Consider the following 21,547-nt stretch of genomic DNA (forward strand, 5'->3'; position numbering starts at 1 on the left):
GAAAGGCCCGACCGGAGCGCACAGGAACAGCTGGACAGACCAGCAGATACCCCCTGCCCGCGACCAGGACCAGCCCTCAACAGCCCAGCGAGGCACACCTACCCCAATTCATCAGTGGATCGAGGCTTAGTCCACAGATCCACCGGCGCAGGCACTTCAGGGCGTACGCCGGAAGCCGCAGCATGGACACCCGCCGCGGCCAGTCACCGGCACGAAAGTGGGCATCTGTGCCGCCGTCGACGAAGATGACACTGCTGCAAAGGAACTCGACGACGTCAGACAACGTGAACGCCATCCACGCGCCAAGGGGGTCAGGAACGAGCGCCTTGGCTTAGCGCGGGGAGGCCGGCCGCCACTCGAGGTGCATCATCAGGCCACTGCGAGATGGTAAGGCGAACACGAGGATCGATGGGTTCACTAACGGCCGCCGCCAGAGCCTGGAACCTGAAGTGTCACCACCAAGACCACCAGAACTGTCACCGATGTCCTGAGAGATAACACACTTCGTGCGGCCGCATTTGTCGGTGCTCGAATGTATGTTCGAGTCATGCAGGCGGGTGCGGTTCAGGCGGTGGCCGGGTTGCGGGCCGCCTTCGACGTGTTCGCCGCGTGTGACTTCGCTTCGCTGAACCGCGGTGAACTGCTGGCGGTGCTCGACGAGTACGAGACCCTGACCTGCCAACTACCTTCCCCGCTGCATCGGCTGCTGGCCCAGTTGCAGGCCGACACCACACCCCGCGAGTTGGGCGCCAAATCGTGGAACGAGGTGCTGCGGGTGCGGTGGCGGTTGTCGACCGCTGAGGCCTCTCGCCGGTTGGGCGAGACGGCCGCGCTGGGGCCGCGCCGCGCCCTCACCGGTGAACCCCTGCCGGCGGTGTTGCCGGTGGTGGCCGCCGCCCAGGGTGCCGGGCTGATCAATCCTGATCACGTCACGGTGCTGCGCGACGCGGTCACTCGACTGCCCGGGTTCGTCGATGCGAGCACCCGTGAACAGTTCGAGGCCGACCTGGTGCGCGTCGCGGTCGGGGTGGGCCCCAAAGAACTCAAAGACACCGCCGACTTGCGGCTGTTTCTGCTCGATCAGGACGGCCCCGAGCCCGACGACACCGAACGTGCCCGCAAACGCGGGCTGTCGGTGGGCAAGCAGGGTCGAGACGCCATGACACCGTGGACGGCGAACCTGAGTCCGGAAGCGGCTGCGGTGTGGGAGGTGCTGTTCGCCAAATTCGCCGCCCCGGGCATGTGCAACCCCGACGACGAGCAGCCCTGCACCAGCGGCACCCCGACCCAAGCCCAGATCGACAACGATCACCGCAGCCTGGCTCAACGCCAACACGACGCCCTGCTCGTGGTCGGACGCATCGCGTTGATGAGCGATCTCGGTCAGCTCAACGGGCTGCCGGTGTCGATCATCGTGCGCACCACCTTGCGAGATCTGGAGTCGCGCGCCGGGATCGGGGTGAGCGGTGGCGGCACCAAAATCCCGATCAAAGACGTCATCCGGATGGGTGCCCATGCCAGTCACTACCTGGCGATCTTCGATCAGGCCACCGGGGCGGCGCTGAACTATTTTCGGGCCCGCCGGGTCGCCAGCGCGGCCCAGCGCATCATGCTCATCGCCCGCGACGGGGGCTGCACCAAACCGGGTTGCACCGTGGGTGCCTACGGGTGCCAAGCCCACCACGCCACCGACGACTGGGCTGCCGGCGGCGACACCAACGTCGACACCATGAGCTTGGCGTGCGGCCCCGACAACCGCCTCGTCGATGACGACGGTGGCTACACCACCACCATCAACGAGCGTGGCGAGGTGGAATGGCAGCCCCCGCCGCACCTCGACCACGGCCAACACCGCATCAACTACCACCACCGCCCCGAACTACTACTCACCCCACCCGAGGACGAACCACCGGCCGAACCCAAGCCCCAGGCGCAGGCCGGGCCCCAGCCCCAAGACGCCGAATGGGACGGCACGCAACCCACGCCCCCCAACCGGGAATGGGAACCCGAGTGGAACCCCGACTGGGACAACGACCTCAACCTCGACATCGACTCTGTTTTCGACGAATCCGCCCTCATGGCACCCACCGCGGAACAACTCTGGGACTCCGAGACATTCGACCCGGAACAATCGCCCAAGTGGATTCTGCGGGACGAATCCTCGCAAGACACAGACACCTACGACGACCCTGCGGCGTGGCGATCGAACAACGACCAAGCCTTCGACTGGGCCGCCGGTGGGAACACCAACGTCGATGACATGGCCCTGGCCTGCGGCCCCGACAACCGTCTGGTCCACGCCGACGGCGGGTACAGCACCACCATCAACCTCGACGGTGTCGTGCAGTGGCACCCGCCGCCAGAGCTGGATCACGGCCAGAACCGCATCAACTACCTTCATCGGCCCGAACTGCTGCTCACCCCACCCGAATCCGAACGCGCACCAGCCGACCTCACACCGGATCCCACATGGGAACGGGGACCAGGTCCCCACCAACGTTCCCAGCCGGACCCGAACCTCACCCAAGACCCATACCCAGTCCCAGACCCAGACCTTCGGCCCCAGCCCGAGCTTGACCCAGACCCGGACTGGGACATAAAGCCACACCAGCAGCACACGCCCGATACAGAGTGGGACGTCGACTGGAACACGGACTGGGACAACACCTTCTGCCCACCTGACCTTCCCAGCGTTGAACACCTCTGGGACCCAGAACCATACGCCGTGGAAGCCGTCGAACCGGAAATCCCGGCTGGCTGGACACTGCTCGACACTCCCGACCCATGGCAGCCCATAAGCAATGGCAACTCCATCAGCGACAAGGCAGTACGCGGACCGTAGCCAGATGTCACGGTCCGAGTGCCGTCGACTCCCCCGTCGTATCCGCTAGATCGGGTCGAACGACGAGATCAGCCAGTTGCCATCCACTTTGGCAAGGCCGACGGTCACTGCACTGGCAGCCTGCGCGGGTTCAGGGTTGTCGCGACTGGTCGTGGCCTGGTTCAGGAAGACCAATACCTGCGCAGTATCCGATTCCACGTTGATCGGAGCGGCGCGGACGACCGATGCGGTGGCGTGGATGTCTTTCTCTTTGGCCGCCGGCACGACGAACTTCTGTGCGAACTCGCTGTAGTAATCCAGGAAATCACCCGTCAAGTGGGATCGTGCACCGGCAATGTCTTGATCCAAACTGTCTGGCGCATAGGACAATAACGCCACTGAACCTTCGGACGCTGCGTCGACCACCACTGTGGATGCTCCGGCACTCCCATGGTCGGTGCGGTACATGCCGAAATAGAGACCTGCCGCCGCGCCTGCCGACGCGAGGAGTACGCACACGGCGGCAATCGGTCGCCATCGTCGTGCGATTCGACGAGTCCAGGACTCCGTGGGTTCAGGTCCCTCGTCTGCGCCGGCCTCCTCGGAACCCATGCCGTCGGCGTCGTCGACTTTTGGCTCCTCGACTGTCGATTCCTCGTCGGAGGCGCTCTCGATATCTACTTCTGCTGTCGTTGTACTCACGGGACGAACTCCACTTTCGACATCTTGATCTGTCCCCCGCCTTCGACCATGGTGAGGCTCAAGCGCCAGTTTCGCGGCTGCTGATTCGCTCCGGCCGAGTTGCTGACCGTGGTCGCCGAACTGACGAGGACCACTGCGGAGTCGGTATCCATGGACTGCACTGCCGAGGCGCGGACCGTCGCCTTCGTGGTTGCTTTCGAGTCCTGCGCCGCCTTGACCAGATCCTCAGCGGAGGATTGGATGTCGTCTTTGAATTGACCGGTCGAGTTGTCGATGATCTGCCGCACGTTGTCCTGCGCGGTCGCGCTGTCGATCGACATCAATGTGACGGCAGCTTGCGAGGCGGCCGCCGCGAACTCCGCTCGGCGCTGCTGCTCATGATCCGTCTGCCGGTGAAACCAGAGCATGTATCCGCTCGCCGCAAGTAACACTCCACTGAGAAGGATCGCGGCGGCCACGAGGACCGTTGCGAGTTTCGGTCGCCATCTACGTTTTTCGTCCACGACGGGTGGTTGGTCGTCAGTGCCGTCCTGTTGAGAGTCGAGGTCATCGGCCTCGTCCAGCATGGCTGTCTCAGTTTCCTGGTCGGAGCGGCTGAGTAACCGCATAGCGCACCTCCGGTTGGTCTCGGCCAGGCACGGATGGCACCGGTAGCGGCGGTCGTCTCATAGCCGATGTGACTTGCCGCACGCTAATGCCGCCTGAGCCGACGCCGACGCTGCTGTCCCACCCAGCGGACAAATCCATGCCGGACGGACTTGCGCGATCACCAGTTGCGCAGTGAGCACAACGCCCCTTTGGGCCCGTCGGCCCGGTCGACGAGGTTTCCGTCGATGGCCAGTTCACACCGCAGGGTCTGGGTAGGTTGCGGAGCCAATCCGGCCGTGGTGACGGTGACCATGGCCCACTTCATCGGGTCGGCGAGCATGGTCTCGCGGACCCAGGGCTTTCCCGGTTCCAATGTGAGATCGTCCCTGGGACTGAACTCATACGGATTGTGGCTGTAGTCGGCCCATGTGGGCGGATCGACCTCTCGGTAGTAGATGCCGACCGTCGTCGGCTGCTCGGCAGTGACCGTGTACGTCACCCGATGCACCATCGGTGCGTCATCGGCCTGTGCCGGGACCGCCGCCGCCACACCGGCACCGAGGCCGAAGGCCAGAAGTGCAGTGACCGCGCCTGTGCGGTACCGCGCGTCAGAGGTCACCACGAAGCCACCTGCTCGTTCCATCGCTCGACACACAACTCAGGAACAGCCCATCGGGCGCCTGTGCGACAGAATTCTCGAAGCCGGTACATGGTGTGTTCTCCTCGCGGACGCCCTTCAGTGGCGGTGACCGGAAGTAGCGCGGCTCGTAGCGACGCGGCGACCCGCAGAACACCAAACGGCCCCAAGAAGTGGTGCCGAAGACGTAGTACGCGGTATCCGAGCACGGCGCGCCGAGCACGACGCCACCGGTGATTCCGGGTACGCATGAGGGTTCACTGCAGCCGACAGGCTCTGCGCTCGCCGGCGACGGGGCGATCATCGCCGCCGCAACGAGCAGTCCTGCCGTGGCTACCAACGGTATTCGCACGTACGACACTGTGGCACGGCTGAATCCGGCCGCCAGCTCATGGCCCACTAGGTGGGACATTGTCCGTCAGAAGACAGAAGACGTTGCACAGTGAACACTGCCGCGGCGACCACCGGTGGCCGGCGTACAGAGGAGTTTGGTCATGCGGGTGTCGACTGCGTTCATCGGGGCGGCGGTGCTCACCGCCACTGGGGTGGCCGGCTTGTGCAGCCCGGTTGCCGCGGCGTCTCCGAGTTGGGGCCTCAACGGCACTTACATCGCCACGTCGAACGGCGAGTGGGCCAAGACGAACGACATCTTCCACGACGAGGCCAGTATCCGTGGCACCTGGACGATCTCGACAACGTGCAGCTACCCGAGTGAGTGCACCGGCACGGTCGACACCGACTGGGGCTGGAGCGCACCCATCTACAAGAAGAGCGGCGTCTGGTACGTCAAGAAGACCGTGGACAACTGGCAGCCCTGCGGCGACGGGACCGCAGGCCCGGGTCTGCAGGTGTACCGCTTCTTTCCCTCGAACGCGGACGCCACCGCAACCGATCCGGCGTCGACGACATTGCTGGGTGAGGACTCGACCACCGGGGTCAGCGGGTCGTGCGGCACCAGCAAAGTCGTGTTTATCACGATGCCGTTCAAACTCGTGAAAACCGCCTGAACGCATAGCCTTTCAGTTACTCGGTCAGGTACACCAAGGTCCCCGCAATGGCTTCTATTGCGGGGACTTTGGCATTCACGGGCAATCAGGTGGTGAACAGGTCTTTCCACGTCGGGTCGCCGGTCGACGGCACCAGATCGGTCTGCCGGTACACCTTGCCGTCCGGTGTGGCGTACCGCCCCGACTTCGGGTCGTAGGTGGCGATCGCGACCGACGGGCCATGAGATCCATTGGGAGTGAATGCACTCGGTGCTATCGTCGGGGCGTCCGGACTCGGAGGCACCTCACCTGCAGGCGGTGCGACAGGCTCCTCCACAGGTCCTTCGGAAGGCGCGGCAGCCGGCGGCATCGGGGTGCCCTCGACCGGGCCGTGGATGGCTCCGTCCCGGTCGACCCGCGAATCCGGCGCTATCCCCTGCGCCAGCAGATTGGGATCAATCGGGTAGGGGCCGAGGGGGTGCTGGCGCATCGCCAAAGGCTCGTAAGGTCGGTCGCTGTTACAGATTTCGACAGTGGGAGCACGTTTCCCGGGTTTCCCCATGCACGGGTAGTTGCGTGCTCCGCGGACACCGATCGGCGAATCCTGCGGCAGTTTGCAATACAACCCGTCGGGGGTGTCGATGTCGCTGGTGTCCTCCGGAGACCGCCACGCCGACGGCGGTAGGAATCCGACGGTGCACGCAGGCGGATCTCCGATGTTGAGGGTGAAGTCGCCCAGCGACATTCCAACCGGATTGTTCTTCGGCGCACCGTATGACTGCGTAGAGGCCACGGTTGGCGGCAGCAGCACCAGCAATTGCTCCAACGACGGGTGGTAGGTCACCCCGACCTGACCCAAGCTGGTGAGGTTGGCGAGCAACAGAGGCAACGTAGGTTTGACCTGATTGAACAAGCGGGATGCTTCGTCCGCGGTTCCCGGCCCGTCCTTCAGCAGGGTGCGCACGTGCTGGTCGTCGTCGGCGACCTGCTTGGTTATTCCGGCCATGCTCCGGGCCCAGGTGCGGATCGCATCGACCGACTCGGCCTGCCCGTCCAGCAAGGGCGCACCGTCGTCGATGAGCGCCCGGGACTGATCGGAGGCAGCGTTCGCCTCGTTGATCAGTCTCGACGAGGAGTCGAGCAGCGCTCCCATGTCATTCCCGGTCCCGTTGAAGGCCTTGAAGGTTTCGTCGAGCAGCGGGCTGATCTTGTCCTTCGGGATACTGCCCATGAGTGAACTGACCTGATCGAGCATAGGCCCCACGGCTTGGGGAATCGACGTGCTGGATGCCGGGATGACCGACCCGTCGTGGAGATACGGTCCCGAGTCGTTGCGGGGCTGCAGATCCACGTACTGCTCGCCCACTGCCGACACGCTGAGGACTGCGGCGTGCAGGTCCGCGGGCACCTTGGGTGACGTGTTCAGCGACAGTGTGGCCACCGCTCCGTCACGGGTTGGCCGCACCTCGGTGACCTTCCCCATCTGCACGCCGCGGTACGTCACGTTCGAGAACTGGTACAGGCCACCGGTTCCGGGCAGTTGCAGGGTCACCGTCATCCGCCCGATTCCCAACAGGGTGGGTGCCTGCATGTACACGATGCCCATCAGAGCCATCCCGATCACCGACGCCACCGCGAAGATGATCAGCTGAATTCGGACAAAGCGGGTGAGCATCAGTTGCCACCTCCGTTCGGCGCTGCTGCAGGGTCGGAAGGTGGCGTTGCGGCCGGCGGATCGGACTGCCCTTCGTCCGGAGCCGGGTCGACCAGCGGCGGCATCGTGGCCACCGCGGGAGGTGGCGGAGTCAGTGGCATGTTCAGGGGATCCTTGGTGTAGTTCGAGAACCAGGGATCGCCGGGCGCCGGTGTCAACGGCAAGCCCTCCTGGCCCCACCTGGTCCCCAGGAACAATCCTCGCTTCAGCCGCGGGACGGTGAAGTCGAAGGTGATGAACTCGTTGAGGTAGTCCCCGCGAATCGCCCGGTCAATGAAGTTCTGCGGATATGGGAAAGCCGGTGCATAGGCCAACACGGTGCCCAGATTCGGACCGACGTCGGCCAGTGCCTTCACTGTGGGTTCGAGGTTGCGCAGATTGGTCAGCAGGTCGTCCCGCGTCGCATGGACAAGCTTGGTGGCGGTGTCGCTGAACTTCCCAAACTTCTCCAGTGCGGTTGTGATGCGGGGGCGTTCCTTGACCAGGACGTCCAAGGCCGGCGGGATCCGTTCCAGCGCCGTGGTGATCACCTCTTGCTGTCCGGACAGCGTGCCCGCCAACCGGTTCAGTGCCGTGATCGAAGCGTTGATGTCGTCGCGCTGGTTGGCGAACATCCCCACGATGTCGTCGAGCCGGGTGAGGAGATCGCGAATCTGGTCTTCGCGGCCGTTGAGCGCGGCGTTGAATTCGGTGACCAGGTCACCGATCTTGCCCAGACCACCACCGTTGACGAGGACCGACAGCGACGACAAGGTCTGTTCGGTCGACGGATAAGTCGAAGTCTGGTTGAGCTCGAGCGTGGCGCCCGGTGACAGCCGCCCTGACGGTGACTGCCCCAGCGGGGGGTCGAGTGCGATGTGCATGGAGCCCAGCAGGCTGGTCTGACCGACGGTCGCGACCGCGTTGGCCGGAACGACGACGTCCGGCTTGACCGAGACCTCCACGTCCGCGTGCCAGCCCTTCACCACCATGCGGGAGACGCTGCCCACGATGACATCACCGATCATGACCGGCGAATTGGCCTCCAGCGTACCGATATTGGCGAGCTCGACGTGGTAGGTCGTGGCGTCAGCCCCGCGCCCCACCGTGCCGGGCAGCGGCAGCGAGTTCAGTCCGTGGAACGCACAGCCGGTCAGGCTCGCCGCCGCGCAGGCAGCTACCACGGCCAGCCGCGTCAATGACCTCCGAGCGCTCATGGGGTGCCTCCTGGGGCGGGTGGTGCGGGGGCCGGAGCCATCTCGGCGGGTAGAAGCATGTCCCCCAACGACTTCGGTGCTTGCACCGGCGTGTCCGAGACGATCGGTGATCCGGGATAGGCCGCGGGTGACGGGTTCGCGGGAAGTCCGTTGGGTGCATACGAGCCCGGCGGGCCCGGGGGCGCACCCCATCCCGCCGGGGGCGCCACGTCACCAGCACCGGTGTAGGCCGACACCGCCGGCTGCTGGTCCGCGTACGGCTGCGGACGCCCGCCGGCCCCGCCGGGTGCGAGATTGGGATCGGTGTACACCAGATTCTCCGGGCTGGGCGCCTTGCGCAGGTAGGCGTTGAAAGGCATCGGCAGGTAGTTGAAGTTGATCAACGACAGGGCAGGCCCGAGGTACTGGGCACACAGCTTGGAAGATTCGGACGCCGTGGCGTTCTTCACCGCCGAGATCGCCGAGCACACCACCGAAACCGGATCGGCGAAGTTCGACAGCGCGAAAGCACCGACGGCGGTCCCACTGTCGGGGTTGTAGATGTTGTAACCGTTGGCGATCGCGTTGGGCGCGACGTGCAGGACATTCTCCAGCTTGGTCTTGTTGTCCACCAGATTCTGGGTGACGTTGTTCAACCGCTCCAGTTGCTCAGCGGTCTGATCGCGCGTGCCGGCGATGAACCGCCGGACGTTGCCGACTGCATCGGCCAGATTGGTCAGAGCACCGTCCAGGTCGGAACGGCTCCCGTCGACAACACTGGTGACGTTGGCGAGATGTCCCTGGAATTCTACGATCTGGGCGTTGCTGTCCCGCAGTGCCGTGACGAAGACCTGCAGGTTCTTGATGGTGCCGACGAGATCGCCGCTCCCCTGGCCGAGGATCTTTGCAACTCCGGACAACTGGCTGATCGCCTCATGCAGTTTCTCACCGTTGCCGTTCATGGCGGCGGCGGCACTGTCGACGAAGCGGCTCAGCGAGGTGGCCGACGCCCCGTTGAGCGGTCCCAGATCGCTCGCCAACCGCATCAGCTGGTCCTTGACCTGGTCCCACTCGACGGGCACCGCGGTGCGCTCGACACCGATCTGGGCACCGTCGGCCATGGTCGGTCCGGAATCTTCATAGGCCGGGGCCAGCTGCACATAACGAGCGGCCACCAGGTTCTGCGCCATCAGGATCGCCTTGGCGTCGGCCGGAATCTTCACGCCGTGATCGACGGCGAGAGTGATCCGCGCCTGTCCCCCGACCGGTTCGATGCTCGTGATGGAGCCGACCTTGACGCCTGCCACGCGGACCTCGTCGCCCGGGTAGATCGCGGTGGCGGAGGTGAAGTACGCGGTGATGGTGGTCGGCTTGAAGACGGTCTGCCGCACGATCACCACCGTGCCGGCCAGGGCCAGCACGGCGAGCAGCACCAACACGGTACGGCTGATCCGCTTGCGGTTGCGGGCGATCATCGACTTCCTCCAGGAATACCGTTGTGGGGCCATGGGAATTCGGCGCGCGGACCGGCATTGTCCGGCGGTTGTCCGGCGTTGGTACCGCGCCGGAATCCGAAGGCATAGTCGAGGAAGGGCTGAAGAGTCTGCGCCGGCAGGAGGTTCCCGACGAAGGCGTTGTAGTAGAAGCCGTTGTTCACCGATTCACCCTGAGTGACCTGGTATTTGGCGAGACCCGCCAGGGCTGCCGCGATGTTGTCACGGTTCTTCTCCAGCATCGCCGTCACCGAGTTGAGCTGCTTGAGGGTGGGTGCGAGCTCTTCTTCGTTGTCGTGGACGAGTCCGGACAGCTGCTGAGACAGCGCCGAGGTGTTGGCCAGCAGGTTGACTATCGCGTACCGGCGTTGGTCGAGCACCCCGGTCAACGCGTTCGCGTCCAGCAGCAGTGTGTTGACCTGCTCGCTGCGCTTGGAGAGGATGCCGGTCACGTCGGCAGCGCTCTTGAGCAGGTTGGACAGCGATTCGTTGCGACTGTTCAGGGTTTCCGACAGCCGGGACAGACCCTCGAACGTTGGTCCCAGTTGCGGCGCCATGCGATCGATGGTGTCCGACAACGTGTCCAGGGATTGCGTGAGCGCAGCCGTGTCGGTGCCGGCCGTGTTGTTGGTGAAGTCACCGACGGCATTGGTCAACGAATACGGTGACGCCGTCCTGGTGATGGGGATGGTGTCGGAGGCGCGCATTGTGCCCGCGCCGCCCGGTTCGAGGGTGAGCATCCTGGCACCGAGCATGGTTCCGGTGCGGATGTGCGCGGTGGTCGCGGAGCCCAGGCGCACCTTGCTGTCGAGAGTGAAGGTCACCAGCGCCTTGCCGTGACTCAGGCTCACGTCGGTGACGAGGCCCTTGGTGACCCCGGAGATCTTGACGTCGTTACCGGTGGTGATCCCACCGGCCTCGGCGAACAGCGCATGGTACTTCACCGACGTGGCCCAGGACCACAGTGCCTGAGGTTGGAGCCCGACAGCGATGACCATCGCGATCAGCACGATCCCGATCAGTCCGCTCCGAATGAGATGCGATCCGCGGTATTTCAGCATCAGGGCTCCCCACAGCGTCCGGTGTTCTGCATGATCCACGGGAAGTACGCGGTGCGCCCCTGCAGGTCGGTGACCCGGACATTCATGCCGCACAGGTACTGATTGATGAAGCTGCCGTAGGCCCCCAACCGGACCAGCTTGCGGTAGTTCTTGGGTGCGTTCAGCAACGAAAGGTCCATCCGCGCCATGTCGTCCTCATTCGAGAGCAGCGGCGCCAGTCGGCTGAGTTGATCGACGGTGCCTGACAGGGGCGGCCGGGCCTGGGTCATGAGGTCTGTCAGAGAGGCGGTTCCGTTGTCCAGCGCGGTGATCGCCTCGCCGATGGGATCGCGTTCCTGGGACAGACCGGTGATGAGTTGTTGCAGTTGGTCGACGGCCCCCGAGAATTTGTCACCGTCCTTGGCAACCGTTGCCACGGTGGTTTTCAGGTTGTCGATCAGCTGTTGCACAGTCTGTCCGTTGTCGGCGAGGGCCTGGGTGAACGAGGTCGTGTGCGCCATCAGCGATTCCACAGTGCCGCCCTGGCCCTGCAGGATCTGGATCAGCGAGTTCGTCAGCGCGTTGACATTCTGGGCGTTGAGTCCCTGAATGACGGGCTTGAGCCCACCGAGCAGCAGATCGAGATCCAGCGCCGGCTCGGTGCGCTCGAGCGGGATCTGCGAACCTGCCGGCTGGATCTTGGTCGAGCCCGGGCCCTCCAGCAGTTCCAGATAACGGTTGCCGACAAGGTCGAGATAGCGCACCGCGACCTTGGTGCCGGTCGTCATGACCACTTCACGATCAGAGTCGAAGTTGACCAGCACGGTGTTGTCAGGTTGCAACGCAACGTCCTTGACCGTACCGACGCGAATGCCCGCTACTCGCACGGAATCGCCGACCTTCAGGCTGGACGCGTCGCTGAACACGGCCGAATAACCGTTGGTCGTCCCGGTGCGGTACTGGCCCATGATCGCGAACAACGCTGCGGTCAGGAGCAACATCGTCACGCCGAACACGCCGAACTTGATCGCGGTGCCGATGCTGCGCGTCATCCCGGTTGTCCAATCTGGGGTGTGTTGCGGGGCGGACCGTCGAGCGGGCCGTACAAGGCCTGCTTGAGTCCCTCGGAGTTCAACAGGATTCCTTGGTTTCCGTACTGCGCCGGGTTGGCATCGATGTCGGTGACAATGAACGGCGGCCGTTGTTCGAAGCCGACTTCGGGCAGGCCCTGGCACTGTGGGCCGCCGGTGGCGGCGACCTTGGGCAGGTTGCCCGGGTAGCGGTAGCGTTCGGTGCCCAGCAGGAACGAGTCCAGCAGCATGACGCCGGGTAGTGGCTGCGGCGGCCCCATCGCCAGTGGCTCCATGCCTTTCAGCGCGCAGTTGAGTGCCGCGTTGTACTGATTGGTCAAATTGGTGGTCGGCGCCAGCAGCCGCATGGAATCGGTGATGGCGGCGCTGTTGCTGCCCACCACGTCAGTGCCGACATCAGCCAGTCCGATCGCGCTGACGAGCAACGCATCCAGATCGTTTCGGTGCTCGATGAGCGTGTCGCTGAGCTTGGTCGCGTTGCGCACGGTGTCCATGAGTTCTGGTCCGGCATCGGCGTACGCGTTGAACACCTGTGGTGCCACGGCCATCTCGTGGCTCATCGTCGGAAGACTGGGGGCGATCTTCGCCAGCAGGGCCTCCAGATCGACCAAGGTCTGTCCCATCTTGTCACCGCGGCCGTCGATCGCCTGAGCCATCGCTCCCAAGGTCTCGTTCAGCTTTTCCGGCTGAATCTGTGCCAGCACCGACACCAGTTGCTCGAACACCGTGTTGATCTCGACGGTGGTGTGCCTCGCATCGAGCACCTGGCCCCCGTACATCGATGCCGACGACGGCTCCGCCGGCGGGACGAGTTGGACGAATTTGGCACCGAACACCGTGCTGGATGCGATCTCGACGCCGGTATTCTCTGGAATCAGCTGCAGGTCATCAGGATTCATCGCTAGGTGCAGCGCCGCCTGCCCGTCCGGCAACGTCTCGATGGCGACGACCTTGCCGACCTGCGCACCGTGCAGTTTGACCTTGGCCTCCGGGTTCATCACCAGACCGGCCCGCGGCGAGAGGACGGTCACCGCAGCGGTGGGCGCCACCCCACCGCGGAACAGCACGATGGCGCCGGTGATGATCGCGGCGATCACCACCACCGTGGTCAATCCCGTCAGAAGACGTTTAGCGTCGTGTGACATCAGATGCCTTCCCTAGCCGGAGAGGTTGAAATTGCCGTTGGAGCCGTAGACGGCCAGCGAGATCAGCAGCGTGATCGAGACGACGACGATCAGTGACGTCCGGACCGCATTGCCGACGGCGACGCCGACCCCGGCCGGGCCGCCAGTGGCGAAGAAGCCGAAGTAGGTATGCACGAGCAGAATCGCCAATGCCATCAGCAGCGCCTGCAGGAACGACCAGAGTAGGTCGATCGGATTGAGGAAGGTGCTGAAGTAGTGCCCGTACAGGCCACCGGACTGCCCGAGCAGCACGACCGTAGTGAACTGACTGGCCACGAACGACAGGATCACCGCGATCGAGTACAGCGGGGTGATGGCGATCATCCCGGCCACGATCCGGCTGGACACCAGATATTCGACGGGCCGGATCGCCATCGATTCCAGCGCGTCGATCTCCTCGTTGATGCGCATCGCCCCGAGCTGGGCGGTGACGCCGGCACCGAAGGTGGCGGCCAGACCGATGCCGGCCACGATGGGCGCCGAGATCCGGACGTTGATGAAGGCGGCCAGGAAGCCCGTAAGTGCTTCGATGCCGATGTTGCCCAGCGAGCTGTAGCCCTGGATCGCCAGCACGCCGCCGGTGGCCAGGGTCAAAAACCCCACGATCACCACCGTGCCGCCGATCATGGCCAATGTGCCTGCACCCATTGAGATCTCGGCGATCAGGCGGACCACTTCTTTGCGGTAGTGCACCGCAGCATGCGGCATGCCTGCCAGGGCCCGGCCGTAGAACAGCACATGGTCACCGATGCCGCTCAACGTGGCTCCGGGCCGTCGCACGGCCCGGGACAGCCGCGGATAGACCGATTGCAGTACGGCCGATGCCCCCGTCATCGCGTCGTCATCTGAATGCCGATGGCGGTGACCACCACGTTGACCACGAACAACGCCATGAAGGCGTACACAACAGTTTCGTTGACAGCATTCCCCACCGCTTTGGCACCGCCACCGGAGACGGTCAGCCCGCGGTAGCAGGCCACCAGCCCGGCGATCAGCCCGAACAATGCCGCCTTGACGCAGGAGATGACGACCTCCGGGATACCGGTGAGCAGGGTGATACCCGCCGCGAACGCACCGGGGTTGACGTCTTGAACGAACACCGAAAACAGGTATCCGCCAAGGATTCCGATGATGACCACAACGCTGTTGAGCAGGAGCGCCACCAGACCCGACGCCAGCATGCGCGGAGTGACCAGGCGCTGGATCGGGTTGATGCCCAGCACCTCCATGGCATCGATCTCTTCGCGGACGGTGCGCGATCCGAGGTCGGCACACATGGCGGTGGCGCCGGCGCCGGCCACGATCAGCACCGTCACCATCGGCCCGACCTGGGTCACCGCGCCGAAGGCCGCCCCCGCGCCCGACAAGTCGGCCGCACCGAGTTCGCGCAGCAGGATGTTCAGGGTGAACGACACCAGAACGGTGAACGGGATCGCCACCAGCAGTGTCGGTGCCATGGAAACCCTTGCCACAAACCAGGATTGGTCGAGAAATTCGCGCCATTGGAATGGTCTGCGCACCACGAATCTGGCGGCGTCCACCGACATGGCGAACAACCCACCCACCCCCTCGAGTGGGCCGGCGAGTTGTCGCTGCAACATCGAGTTCTCCGTTCTTGGCCTGAATCAGATCCGGTGGGTTGGTATGACCCGGACCACATGCCTCGACCGGGAACGATCACAGTTCGCCACCGGTCGCGCCACCGCGTATCCCACCTACCGGGAATCTGCCTTCGGGGCCGTCAAAACCCGCCGCTGACCCGGTCAGCGGAACATGCCGTTGCCACACCCCACACCCCCGTGTGAGGCTGAGTGCGACAAGTCAGCCACAGGAAAGAAAACGCCGTGTCGAATTCTGTTTCGGTCACCGACGGAGCCGGTACCACGGACACTCTCCGTGAAATCCATACCCCCGCAGGCGCTTTGCGCTACTACGATGTCGGCCGCGGCCCCACCGTGCTGTTCCTGCACGGATCGGGCCCGGGAGTCACCGGGTGGCGCAACTTCCGCGGGGTGCTACCGACGTTCGCCGAACGCTTCCGCTGCCTGGTCCTGGAGTTCCCAGGTTTCGGAGTTTCCGACGACTGGGGCGGGCACCCGATGGTCACGGCCCAGGGCGCCGTGACTCCGTTCCTGGATGCGCTCGGTATCAAACGGGTGGACATCGTCGGAAACTCCATGGGCGGCGGCGTCGGCATAAACACGGCGATCAACGCGCCCGAGCGGGTCGGCCGACTCGTGACGATCGGCGGGATCGGTACCACGATCTTCTCCCCCGGGCCGAGCGAGGGAATCCGTCTGCTCCAGGAATTCACCGAGGACCCGACTCGGCAACGCTTGATCGACTGGCTTCATTCCATGGTCTACGACCGGTCGTTGGTCACCGAGGAATTGATCGAGGAGCGTTGGGCGCTGGCGACCGACCCGGAGACGTTGGCTGCCGCACGCCGCATGTACGGCAAGGCGGCGTTTGCAGCGATGATGGCCTCGATGGCCGCCTCAGACCTGCCCATGCCGTGGGCACGGATGCACAAGGTGTCGGCGCCGACACTGCTGACATGGGGACGCGATGATCGCGTGAGTCCGCTTGATATGGCGCTGATTCCGATGCGGACGATCCCCAACGCCGAGCTTCACGTGTTCCCCAACTGTGGGCACTGGGCCATGATCGAGGCGAAGTGCGCTTTCGAATCCGTGGTGACCGGCTTCCTGACCAGGGACTAGCTACTACGGTCCGACCGCTGCAGGCCGGACAGCACCATGCCGATTCCCGACCGGTGCGCAGCCACCAACTCATCGAGTTCGTGAAGTTCTTTGGCGTCCGTCCACCAGATGTAGGCATTGCCACTGACGTGGATGATGAGCCTGCTCGGTAGCGCTCGGGCGAACTCGTCGTCCCCGAGTTCGAAATGGCGCGCCAGGAACTCGGTGATGGAGTCGGCCAGGGTGGCACTCCAGTCCAGCCATCGCAGGCGATACTGCGGAGTCTCGGCGACCAGCGCCATCAGTTTCCGTCCGATCTCAACGGACTCGCGGTGCTGGACGTCGGCTGTCCTGCGCTGCCGGACTTCCACGGTGAACATATCGACGAGAACCTCGACCGGATCGGAATCCGCTGCGGCAGAGGACAACAGGCTACGCATGTGGTTCTCGCTGCGCCGGAACAGCGGGCCCAGGACGTCTTCCTTGACGGGGAAGTGACGGTAGAAGGTTCGCGTCGCGATGCCGACTTCGGCGCAGATGCGCTCCACGGTTGCCGTGGTGTCGCCGTCGGCGATGAAGATGTCGCATGCGGTCCTGGCGATGTTGAGCCGCAATTCCTCAGCGCGACGCTCGGTGAGCGTCGGCCCCTTACCTTTGGGCATTCGCTGATTGTCGTCGCACCGGCACGCGGTCTCCTTTACTTCGCAGGCACGCTGTGCCTAGACTCACACCTGTCACGTTGTGACATGTGTGCAGAGTATGACAGGTATGGAGGGATTTGTGCCAACGTCGGATGACGACGCTGCTCCCATAGCGCTGCTCAATCGGGCGGCTGCGCTTCTGGAGGTCTTCGGCGCGCGCCAAACACTCACACTGGCGGAAATCACCCGGTATTCGAACGTTCCCCGCTCGTCGACTCATCGCATCCTGCAGGGACTGGTCCAGCTCGGCTGGATCGAACGCCATGGCGCCGAATACACACTGGGTCTGAAGATGTTCGAATTCGGCCGCCAGGCAGTACGGCAGCGTCGAGTTCCCGAAGCGGCACTGCCGGTGATGGCGGACCTACACCGTCGTACCGGCCTGACGGCTCATCTCAGCGTCCTGTCAGGTACGCACGTGCTGCACATCGAACGCTTCGGCATGTGGCCCAGCTCCGGCAGTTGTTGGCAGGTCGGTTTCAAGCAGCCCGTGGAACAGAGTGCCGCCGGCAGAGCGCTCCTGGCGCAGATGGACGAGTCAGCCTGGCCAGAGTTGCGGTACGCGGTGACGTCGCCGTACGGAATTCGCAACCGGGCGGAGTTGGATCGAAGCCTGGCCGCCGTACGCGCTCGCGGCGGGGTTGCCGTCGATGCCGAGGGTTGTGAGCGGGGAGTCACCGTCGTGGCCGCTCCGATCAGCGTGAGCGAGGGAGGCAATCAATTCGCGCTGTCGCTGTGCGGGCCCGCCAGGTCGACGCGGATCGAGCCCGTCGCCGCGGCTGTACACAGCGCGTCATGGGCTATCTGCCATAGCCTTTCAGATGTGCCCCGCAACGGCGCGAGCCAGTCACGAGCAGCGCATCGCGTGGTTACGCCGGCCATGATCCATCGAACCGGCGAGCCCACAGTTGCAGCCGTCGGGGGTAGGTGACAAGAACCTAGCAGCGCACATACTTCAAGGCATAGTTGAGAATCCGGGATGTGGGTACCCGCCGAGGCCAATCATCTGGTCTGAAATGGGCATCTGATCCACCATCGACGAAGATGACGCTGCCGCATAGGAACTCAGCCGCATCAGAGAGCATGAAGACCATCCACTCCGCGAGATGATCAGGATTGCCGAAGCCGCCGACGGGAACTGGGAAGGACTGCACCGCCTTGGCTTCTCGTGGGGACGCCAGCTGTTTCTCCAGAAGCGGGGTCCGGATCGCGCCTGGAGCAATCGCGTTCAGTCGGATCCCGGCACCTGCCCAGCTCTGCAGCACCGCATTGCGCCGCACCCATCGCGATACCGCAATCTTCGATGCACCATAGCTGAGCGACGGTGCGACCGCGCGGTACCGATGCAGGGTCTTGGCCGCACGGTCAAGATCGTCGCGCAGCAGAGCCCGCACCGCGCGCACCGGCACCATCGGCATCGTGGTACTCGAATTGCTACCAACGACAACCACTTTTGCGTTGCCACAGGCCTCTAACGCCGGTCGCCACTTCTCGAGCAGGTCCACCACCCCGAGATAGTTGACCGACAGGATCAGCCGTACCGCGTTGCGATCCGGGAGCGGACCGACACCTGCCGCCATCACTGCGCCGTCGAGCCGACCCTCAGCCAACGCAAGCACCGCAGCAGCGGCGTCCGAACGGCCTTGTGCAGTCGAGAGATCCGAGATCACCTCGGCATCGCGCAAATCGACACCGATCACGCGGTGCCCGCCGATCCGCAGCCGCTCGGCCGCCGCGCGGCCCATCCCCGACGCCGATCCGGTCACCGCATAGGTACCCATTCTCACCAGTCCTGCCAGGGTATGATCGCGTTCAGTGGCGTGTCGATGACGCACTCACCGGGTGCGGTTCCAGGCGCCTTGTCAGCCAGCCGGTCCCTGATCCGGCCGGTGACGCGGACGGGATCGTCATCGAGGTAGAGCAGACGGATGCGCAGGCCGCCGGGCGGATCTGCCGCCTCCGAGGAACGAAGGCCCAGCCCATTGTGCTGGTGGCGATCCAGTGCGAAAGTCCACGCCCCCGCCACACCGTCCATTTCCAGCAGAGCCGGGATCGCCACCCGGTCCTCCCATCGGTGATGCTCGTGAGCTTCGGCGCCGTAGGGTTCGGCAAACCGGGTCATCGTCAAGTGCAGCCCCCCGGTTGGGCCGGTACGGGATCACGCCGGGCGACACCAAGGCCGAGGCAGCGGCGTAGCCCTTGACCGGTCGGAAGAATGCGAGCACTGTGCGGCGCACGCCGGGGATCATCGGTCCGCGACCCCACTGAAATGAGTCCGCCCCGAGCTGTTCCCACTCCCGCACCGACTGCTCCACGGGAGAACGGAACCAGTACATCGCGACATAGTCGGTATCGGCCTGTGCGGGTTCGACCCTTGAGACCTCGCGGCAGGAGGCCGCGCGGCTCCACCGGTCTCCCCACGCGACTCCGGGCAGCGCAAGATTCTCTGGGCGATGATCCAGTTGATGCCATTCGTTGTAGCGGCGGTGTTCCTCCGCTCCTCCACTGTCGAGCGCGACGAACGAAAAGAACACCAGAGGGCAATCAGTAGCGGACATCGCAGCCTCTCAGATCTGCTCGGGGACAGGCGCTCCCGCCAACCCCAGGTTGAGCAGAGTATGCGCGTACGGATTCCCGTTGAGCAGCCGACTGGTGCGTGTCGTGATCTGCCATTGCCCGTCAACACGGGCCAACGCGAAATGGTTGGCGGTGGCCCGCCACACCCGGTAGTCGGATGCGCCATCGCGCAACAGCACGAGTGATTCACACACCGCGACGGCGCTGTCGCCGTCGACCGTGACCACTGCCGGGCCGAGGAAATGGCAGCAACCCGCAGCCACCAGACCCTGGTGCGCTGTCGAGCCGACCATCTGATGCACACCTTTCCTCCCGGTCATCAGCCAGTCTTCGACGTCATAGGTACCGTCGGGCGCCCACAGTGCAGCGGCATTCTCGGCATTCCCCGCATCAACCGACGGACCGTATGAAGCAATCAGTTTCGTGATGGCCAGTTCATCTTCGAGTCGCTGCAGCCGATCGAGGATCTGCCGTTCGATGGTCATGATCACTGCTCCTCGATGTCACGCAGTCGGGCGAGTTGCTCGCAGTAGTGGTCCACGCTGTCGGCCCGCACTGCGCAGGTAACCGCCGTCGCGCCGGCATCACGTAGTGTCGCCAACCGCTTTCGAGTGCCAACGCGGTCGGCCTCCGGATCCACCGTGGCCGAGAGCAACACGTCGAACTCGGTGGGAAGATCGACGTCGTCGAGCAGGTCCCGCACCGACTCGGGGCTCAGCCCGAACGGCATCCAACCGTCGGCCAACTTCACGGCCCGTCGCAACGATCCAGCGCTGCGACCACCGACCCAGATCGGTACCTGCTGCTGCTCGGCATGCGGCAATACCGTCATGTCCTCGTAGTCGTAGAACGGACCGTGGTAGCTCGGCGTGGCACTGGACAATGAGGCGCGCAGCGCGCGCAGCGCATCGTCAGCCCGTTCTGCACGCTGCCACCACCGCGCGTCGATCAGTTCAAATTCCGCCTTCAGGGAACCGATTCCGACGCCAAGGACCAAACGGCCGGCACTGACGCGGTCCAAGGTTCCGTACCGCTTGGCGATCTCCAGCGGGTGGTGGTACCCCAATACGAGCACTGACGTGGCAAGTCGGATCCGTCGGGTGTGCGCGGCCAGAAACCCCAGCGTTGCCAGCGGATCCCAGTACACCGCACCCCGGACCGCCGCATCCTGCGCCGGCACCGCCACATGTTCTGAGCAGGTCAGGTAGTCGAAACCGAGATCATCTGCCGATGCCGATATTCGAGCCAGATCAGCGATCCCAGCTTCGGTCTCCCAGGGTGATGCCACGCCAGGGACCTGCACCACCACCGGTGTTGACAGACCCAGCCGCACGGTCAGTGCGTCCCCGCGATGAGCTCCGCGATCGCCCGATGAGTTTCCAACACCACGCGGGATCGGTCAGGAGCGCTATTGGCTTCCGCGCGGTCCGCGTTGCCGCCGGCCACCCACACCGGTCCGTCGGCCAAGTGGGCCAGTCCCTCGGTAGCCACTTCCGCCGGCTCGTTGACCAGGATCCCGGGAGCATCGAAGTTCAATCCGACCCGCTCCATCGCCGGGGTACGTGTCACACCCAGCACCAGTTCGAGTACGTCCACATTGTGCTCACGCAGTTCCAGCCAGAGACTTTCGGCGAACATCCTGGAGAACGCCTTGGCACCGGCATAGATGGAGTGCCGCCACGCACCCATGTATCCCGAGAGCGAGCCGACGATCATGATGCCACCGCGGCCGCGGTCTGCCATCGAGCGTCCGTAGTGCTGCACCATCTCAAGCATCCGGGTCACGTTGAGGTCGGTGACCTTCTGGAACTCGGCCAGGTCGGTGTCGAGGAACAACTCGTTGCAGGTGCTGGCGCCGGCGTTGTAGATGAGCAGCCCCACCTCGATATCGGCGGTGTCCTCGGCGATCCGCGAAACTGATTGCGGATCGAGCAGATCCACCGATATGGCGCGCACATCGACACCCAGCTCACGGCACTGGTCGGCGGTGTCGGTCAGCGGGCCTGGCTTGCGGGCGACGAGCACCAGGTTGAATCCGGCTTTGGCCAGTTGGCGGGCGAATTCGGCACCCACCCCTTCGGAACCGCCGGCGATGACGGCCCACGGCCCGTACTTGGCGAGATCAGTCATGTTTCC

Annotated in this window: 22 protein-coding genes; 4 read left to right on the top strand and 18 right to left on the bottom strand. The window is 64.4% G+C overall.

Going from position 1 to position 21,547, the window contains the following annotated elements:
* The first annotated feature begins 532 nt into the window (after positions 1–532).
* A complete protein-coding gene (locus BKG60_RS32300; protein WP_242671567.1) occupies positions 533–2,842 on the top strand; it encodes an HNH endonuclease signature motif containing protein in 2,310 nt (769 codons plus the stop codon).
* Between the two features lie 45 nt (positions 2,843–2,887).
* On the opposite strand, the gene BKG60_RS32305 is transcribed toward BKG60_RS32300, so the two are convergent.
* From BKG60_RS32305 to BKG60_RS32310, 4 genes are all read right to left on the bottom strand, one after another.
* Positions 2,888–3,250 carry a hypothetical protein gene (locus BKG60_RS32305; RefSeq protein ID WP_242671569.1) on the bottom strand — a complete coding sequence of 121 codons (363 nt, stop codon included), beginning with the start codon at positions 3,248–3,250 and terminating at the stop codon, positions 2,888–2,890.
* A gap of 269 nt (positions 3,251–3,519) precedes the next feature.
* Positions 3,520–4,131 carry a hypothetical protein gene (locus BKG60_RS03995; protein ID WP_242663674.1) on the bottom strand — a complete coding sequence of 204 codons (612 nt, stop codon included), beginning with the start codon at positions 4,129–4,131 and terminating at the stop codon, positions 3,520–3,522.
* A 158-nt stretch (positions 4,132–4,289) separates the two neighbouring features.
* Positions 4,290–4,754: a hypothetical protein gene (locus BKG60_RS04000; RefSeq protein WP_120764818.1), complete on the bottom strand. Its 465-nt coding sequence runs from the start codon at positions 4,752–4,754 to the stop codon at positions 4,290–4,292.
* Positions 4,720–5,052: a hypothetical protein gene (locus BKG60_RS32310; RefSeq protein WP_075909263.1), complete on the bottom strand. Its 333-nt coding sequence runs from the start codon at positions 5,050–5,052 to the stop codon at positions 4,720–4,722. Before BKG60_RS32310 ends, BKG60_RS04000 begins: the two co-directional genes overlap by 35 nt.
* A gap of 190 nt (positions 5,053–5,242) precedes the next feature.
* Here BKG60_RS32310 and BKG60_RS04010 point away from each other — a divergent pair, with 190 nt between their 5' ends.
* On the top strand, positions 5,243–5,755 hold the full coding sequence (locus BKG60_RS04010; protein WP_120764819.1) for an Rv2253/PknI dimerization domain-containing protein: 513 nt from the start codon (positions 5,243–5,245) through the stop codon (positions 5,753–5,755).
* A gap of 85 nt (positions 5,756–5,840) precedes the next feature.
* On the opposite strand, the gene BKG60_RS04015 is transcribed toward BKG60_RS04010, so the two are convergent.
* Genes BKG60_RS04015 through BKG60_RS04050 form a run of 8 tightly spaced genes read right to left on the bottom strand, consistent with a single transcriptional unit; the run spans position 5,841 to position 15,032 of the window.
* Positions 5,841–7,409, bottom strand: a complete 1,569-nt coding sequence (locus BKG60_RS04015) for an MCE family protein (RefSeq protein WP_070947160.1) — start codon at positions 7,407–7,409, stop codon at positions 5,841–5,843.
* Positions 7,409–8,644 carry an MCE family protein gene (locus tag BKG60_RS04020; RefSeq protein WP_070947161.1) on the bottom strand — a complete coding sequence of 412 codons (1,236 nt, stop codon included), beginning with the start codon at positions 8,642–8,644 and terminating at the stop codon, positions 7,409–7,411. The genes BKG60_RS04015 and BKG60_RS04020 overlap by 1 nt, the downstream gene beginning before the upstream one ends.
* Positions 8,641–10,098 carry an MCE family protein gene (locus BKG60_RS04025; RefSeq protein WP_070947162.1) on the bottom strand — a complete coding sequence of 486 codons (1,458 nt, stop codon included), beginning with the start codon at positions 10,096–10,098 and terminating at the stop codon, positions 8,641–8,643. The genes BKG60_RS04020 and BKG60_RS04025 overlap by 4 nt, the downstream gene beginning before the upstream one ends.
* Positions 10,095–11,177, bottom strand: coding sequence for an MCE family protein (locus BKG60_RS04030; RefSeq protein WP_070947163.1), 1,083 nt, complete (start codon positions 11,175–11,177; stop codon positions 10,095–10,097). Before BKG60_RS04030 ends, BKG60_RS04025 begins: the two co-directional genes overlap by 4 nt.
* Positions 11,177–12,208: an MCE family protein gene (locus BKG60_RS04035; protein ID WP_070947164.1), complete on the bottom strand. Its 1,032-nt coding sequence runs from the start codon at positions 12,206–12,208 to the stop codon at positions 11,177–11,179. Before BKG60_RS04035 ends, BKG60_RS04030 begins: the two co-directional genes overlap by 1 nt.
* A complete protein-coding gene (locus BKG60_RS04040) occupies positions 12,205–13,392 on the bottom strand; it encodes an MCE family protein (RefSeq protein WP_070947165.1) in 1,188 nt (395 codons plus the stop codon). Before BKG60_RS04040 ends, BKG60_RS04035 begins: the two co-directional genes overlap by 4 nt.
* 12 nt (positions 13,393–13,404) lie before the next feature.
* The gene (locus BKG60_RS04045; protein ID WP_070947166.1) at positions 13,405–14,265 is read right to left on the bottom strand and encodes an MlaE family ABC transporter permease; all 861 of its coding nucleotides are present in this window, start codon (positions 14,263–14,265) and stop codon (positions 13,405–13,407) included.
* A complete protein-coding gene (locus tag BKG60_RS04050; RefSeq protein WP_029110801.1) occupies positions 14,262–15,032 on the bottom strand; it encodes an MlaE family ABC transporter permease in 771 nt (256 codons plus the stop codon). Before BKG60_RS04050 ends, BKG60_RS04045 begins: the two co-directional genes overlap by 4 nt.
* Positions 15,033–15,275: 243 nt before the next feature.
* On the opposite strand from BKG60_RS04050, the gene BKG60_RS04055 reads away from it, so the two are divergent.
* On the top strand, positions 15,276–16,154 hold the full coding sequence (locus tag BKG60_RS04055) for an alpha/beta fold hydrolase (protein WP_070947167.1): 879 nt from the start codon (positions 15,276–15,278) through the stop codon (positions 16,152–16,154).
* On the opposite strand, the gene BKG60_RS04060 is transcribed toward BKG60_RS04055, so the two are convergent.
* Positions 16,151–16,795 carry a TetR/AcrR family transcriptional regulator gene (locus BKG60_RS04060; protein WP_070947168.1) on the bottom strand — a complete coding sequence of 215 codons (645 nt, stop codon included), beginning with the start codon at positions 16,793–16,795 and terminating at the stop codon, positions 16,151–16,153. The two genes, BKG60_RS04055 and BKG60_RS04060, sit on opposite strands and share 4 nt — an antisense overlap.
* A gap of 118 nt (positions 16,796–16,913) precedes the next feature.
* On the opposite strand from BKG60_RS04060, the gene BKG60_RS04065 reads away from it, so the two are divergent.
* Positions 16,914–17,765 (top strand): IclR family transcriptional regulator, encoded by an 852-nt coding sequence (locus tag BKG60_RS04065; protein ID WP_064878331.1) that lies wholly within the window; start codon positions 16,914–16,916, stop codon positions 17,763–17,765.
* Positions 17,766–17,772: 7 nt separating this feature from the next.
* On the opposite strand, the gene BKG60_RS04070 is transcribed toward BKG60_RS04065, so the two are convergent.
* The 5 genes from BKG60_RS04070 to BKG60_RS04090 all read right to left on the bottom strand — a co-directional run bounded on the left by BKG60_RS04070 (position 17,773) and on the right by BKG60_RS04090 (position 21,541).
* Positions 17,773–18,615 (bottom strand): SDR family oxidoreductase, encoded by an 843-nt coding sequence (locus BKG60_RS04070; protein WP_070947169.1) that lies wholly within the window; start codon positions 18,613–18,615, stop codon positions 17,773–17,775.
* A 2-nt stretch (positions 18,616–18,617) separates the two neighbouring features.
* The gene (locus tag BKG60_RS32315) at positions 18,618–18,956 is read right to left on the bottom strand and encodes a hypothetical protein (RefSeq protein ID WP_242663675.1); all 339 of its coding nucleotides are present in this window, start codon (positions 18,954–18,956) and stop codon (positions 18,618–18,620) included.
* 445 nt (positions 18,957–19,401) lie between these two features.
* A complete protein-coding gene (locus tag BKG60_RS04080) occupies positions 19,402–19,896 on the bottom strand; it encodes a nuclear transport factor 2 family protein (RefSeq protein ID WP_070947170.1) in 495 nt (164 codons plus the stop codon).
* Between the two features lie 2 nt (positions 19,897–19,898).
* A complete protein-coding gene (locus BKG60_RS04085; protein WP_070947171.1) occupies positions 19,899–20,744 on the bottom strand; it encodes an LLM class F420-dependent oxidoreductase in 846 nt (281 codons plus the stop codon).
* A 2-nt stretch (positions 20,745–20,746) separates the two neighbouring features.
* Positions 20,747–21,541, bottom strand: a complete 795-nt coding sequence (locus BKG60_RS04090) for an SDR family NAD(P)-dependent oxidoreductase (protein ID WP_070947172.1) — start codon at positions 21,539–21,541, stop codon at positions 20,747–20,749.
* Between the last annotated feature and the right edge of the window lie 6 nt (positions 21,542–21,547).

This window comes from Mycobacterium syngnathidarum, assembly GCF_001942625.1.
Lineage (GTDB): Bacteria > Actinomycetota > Actinomycetes > Mycobacteriales > Mycobacteriaceae > Mycobacterium > Mycobacterium syngnathidarum.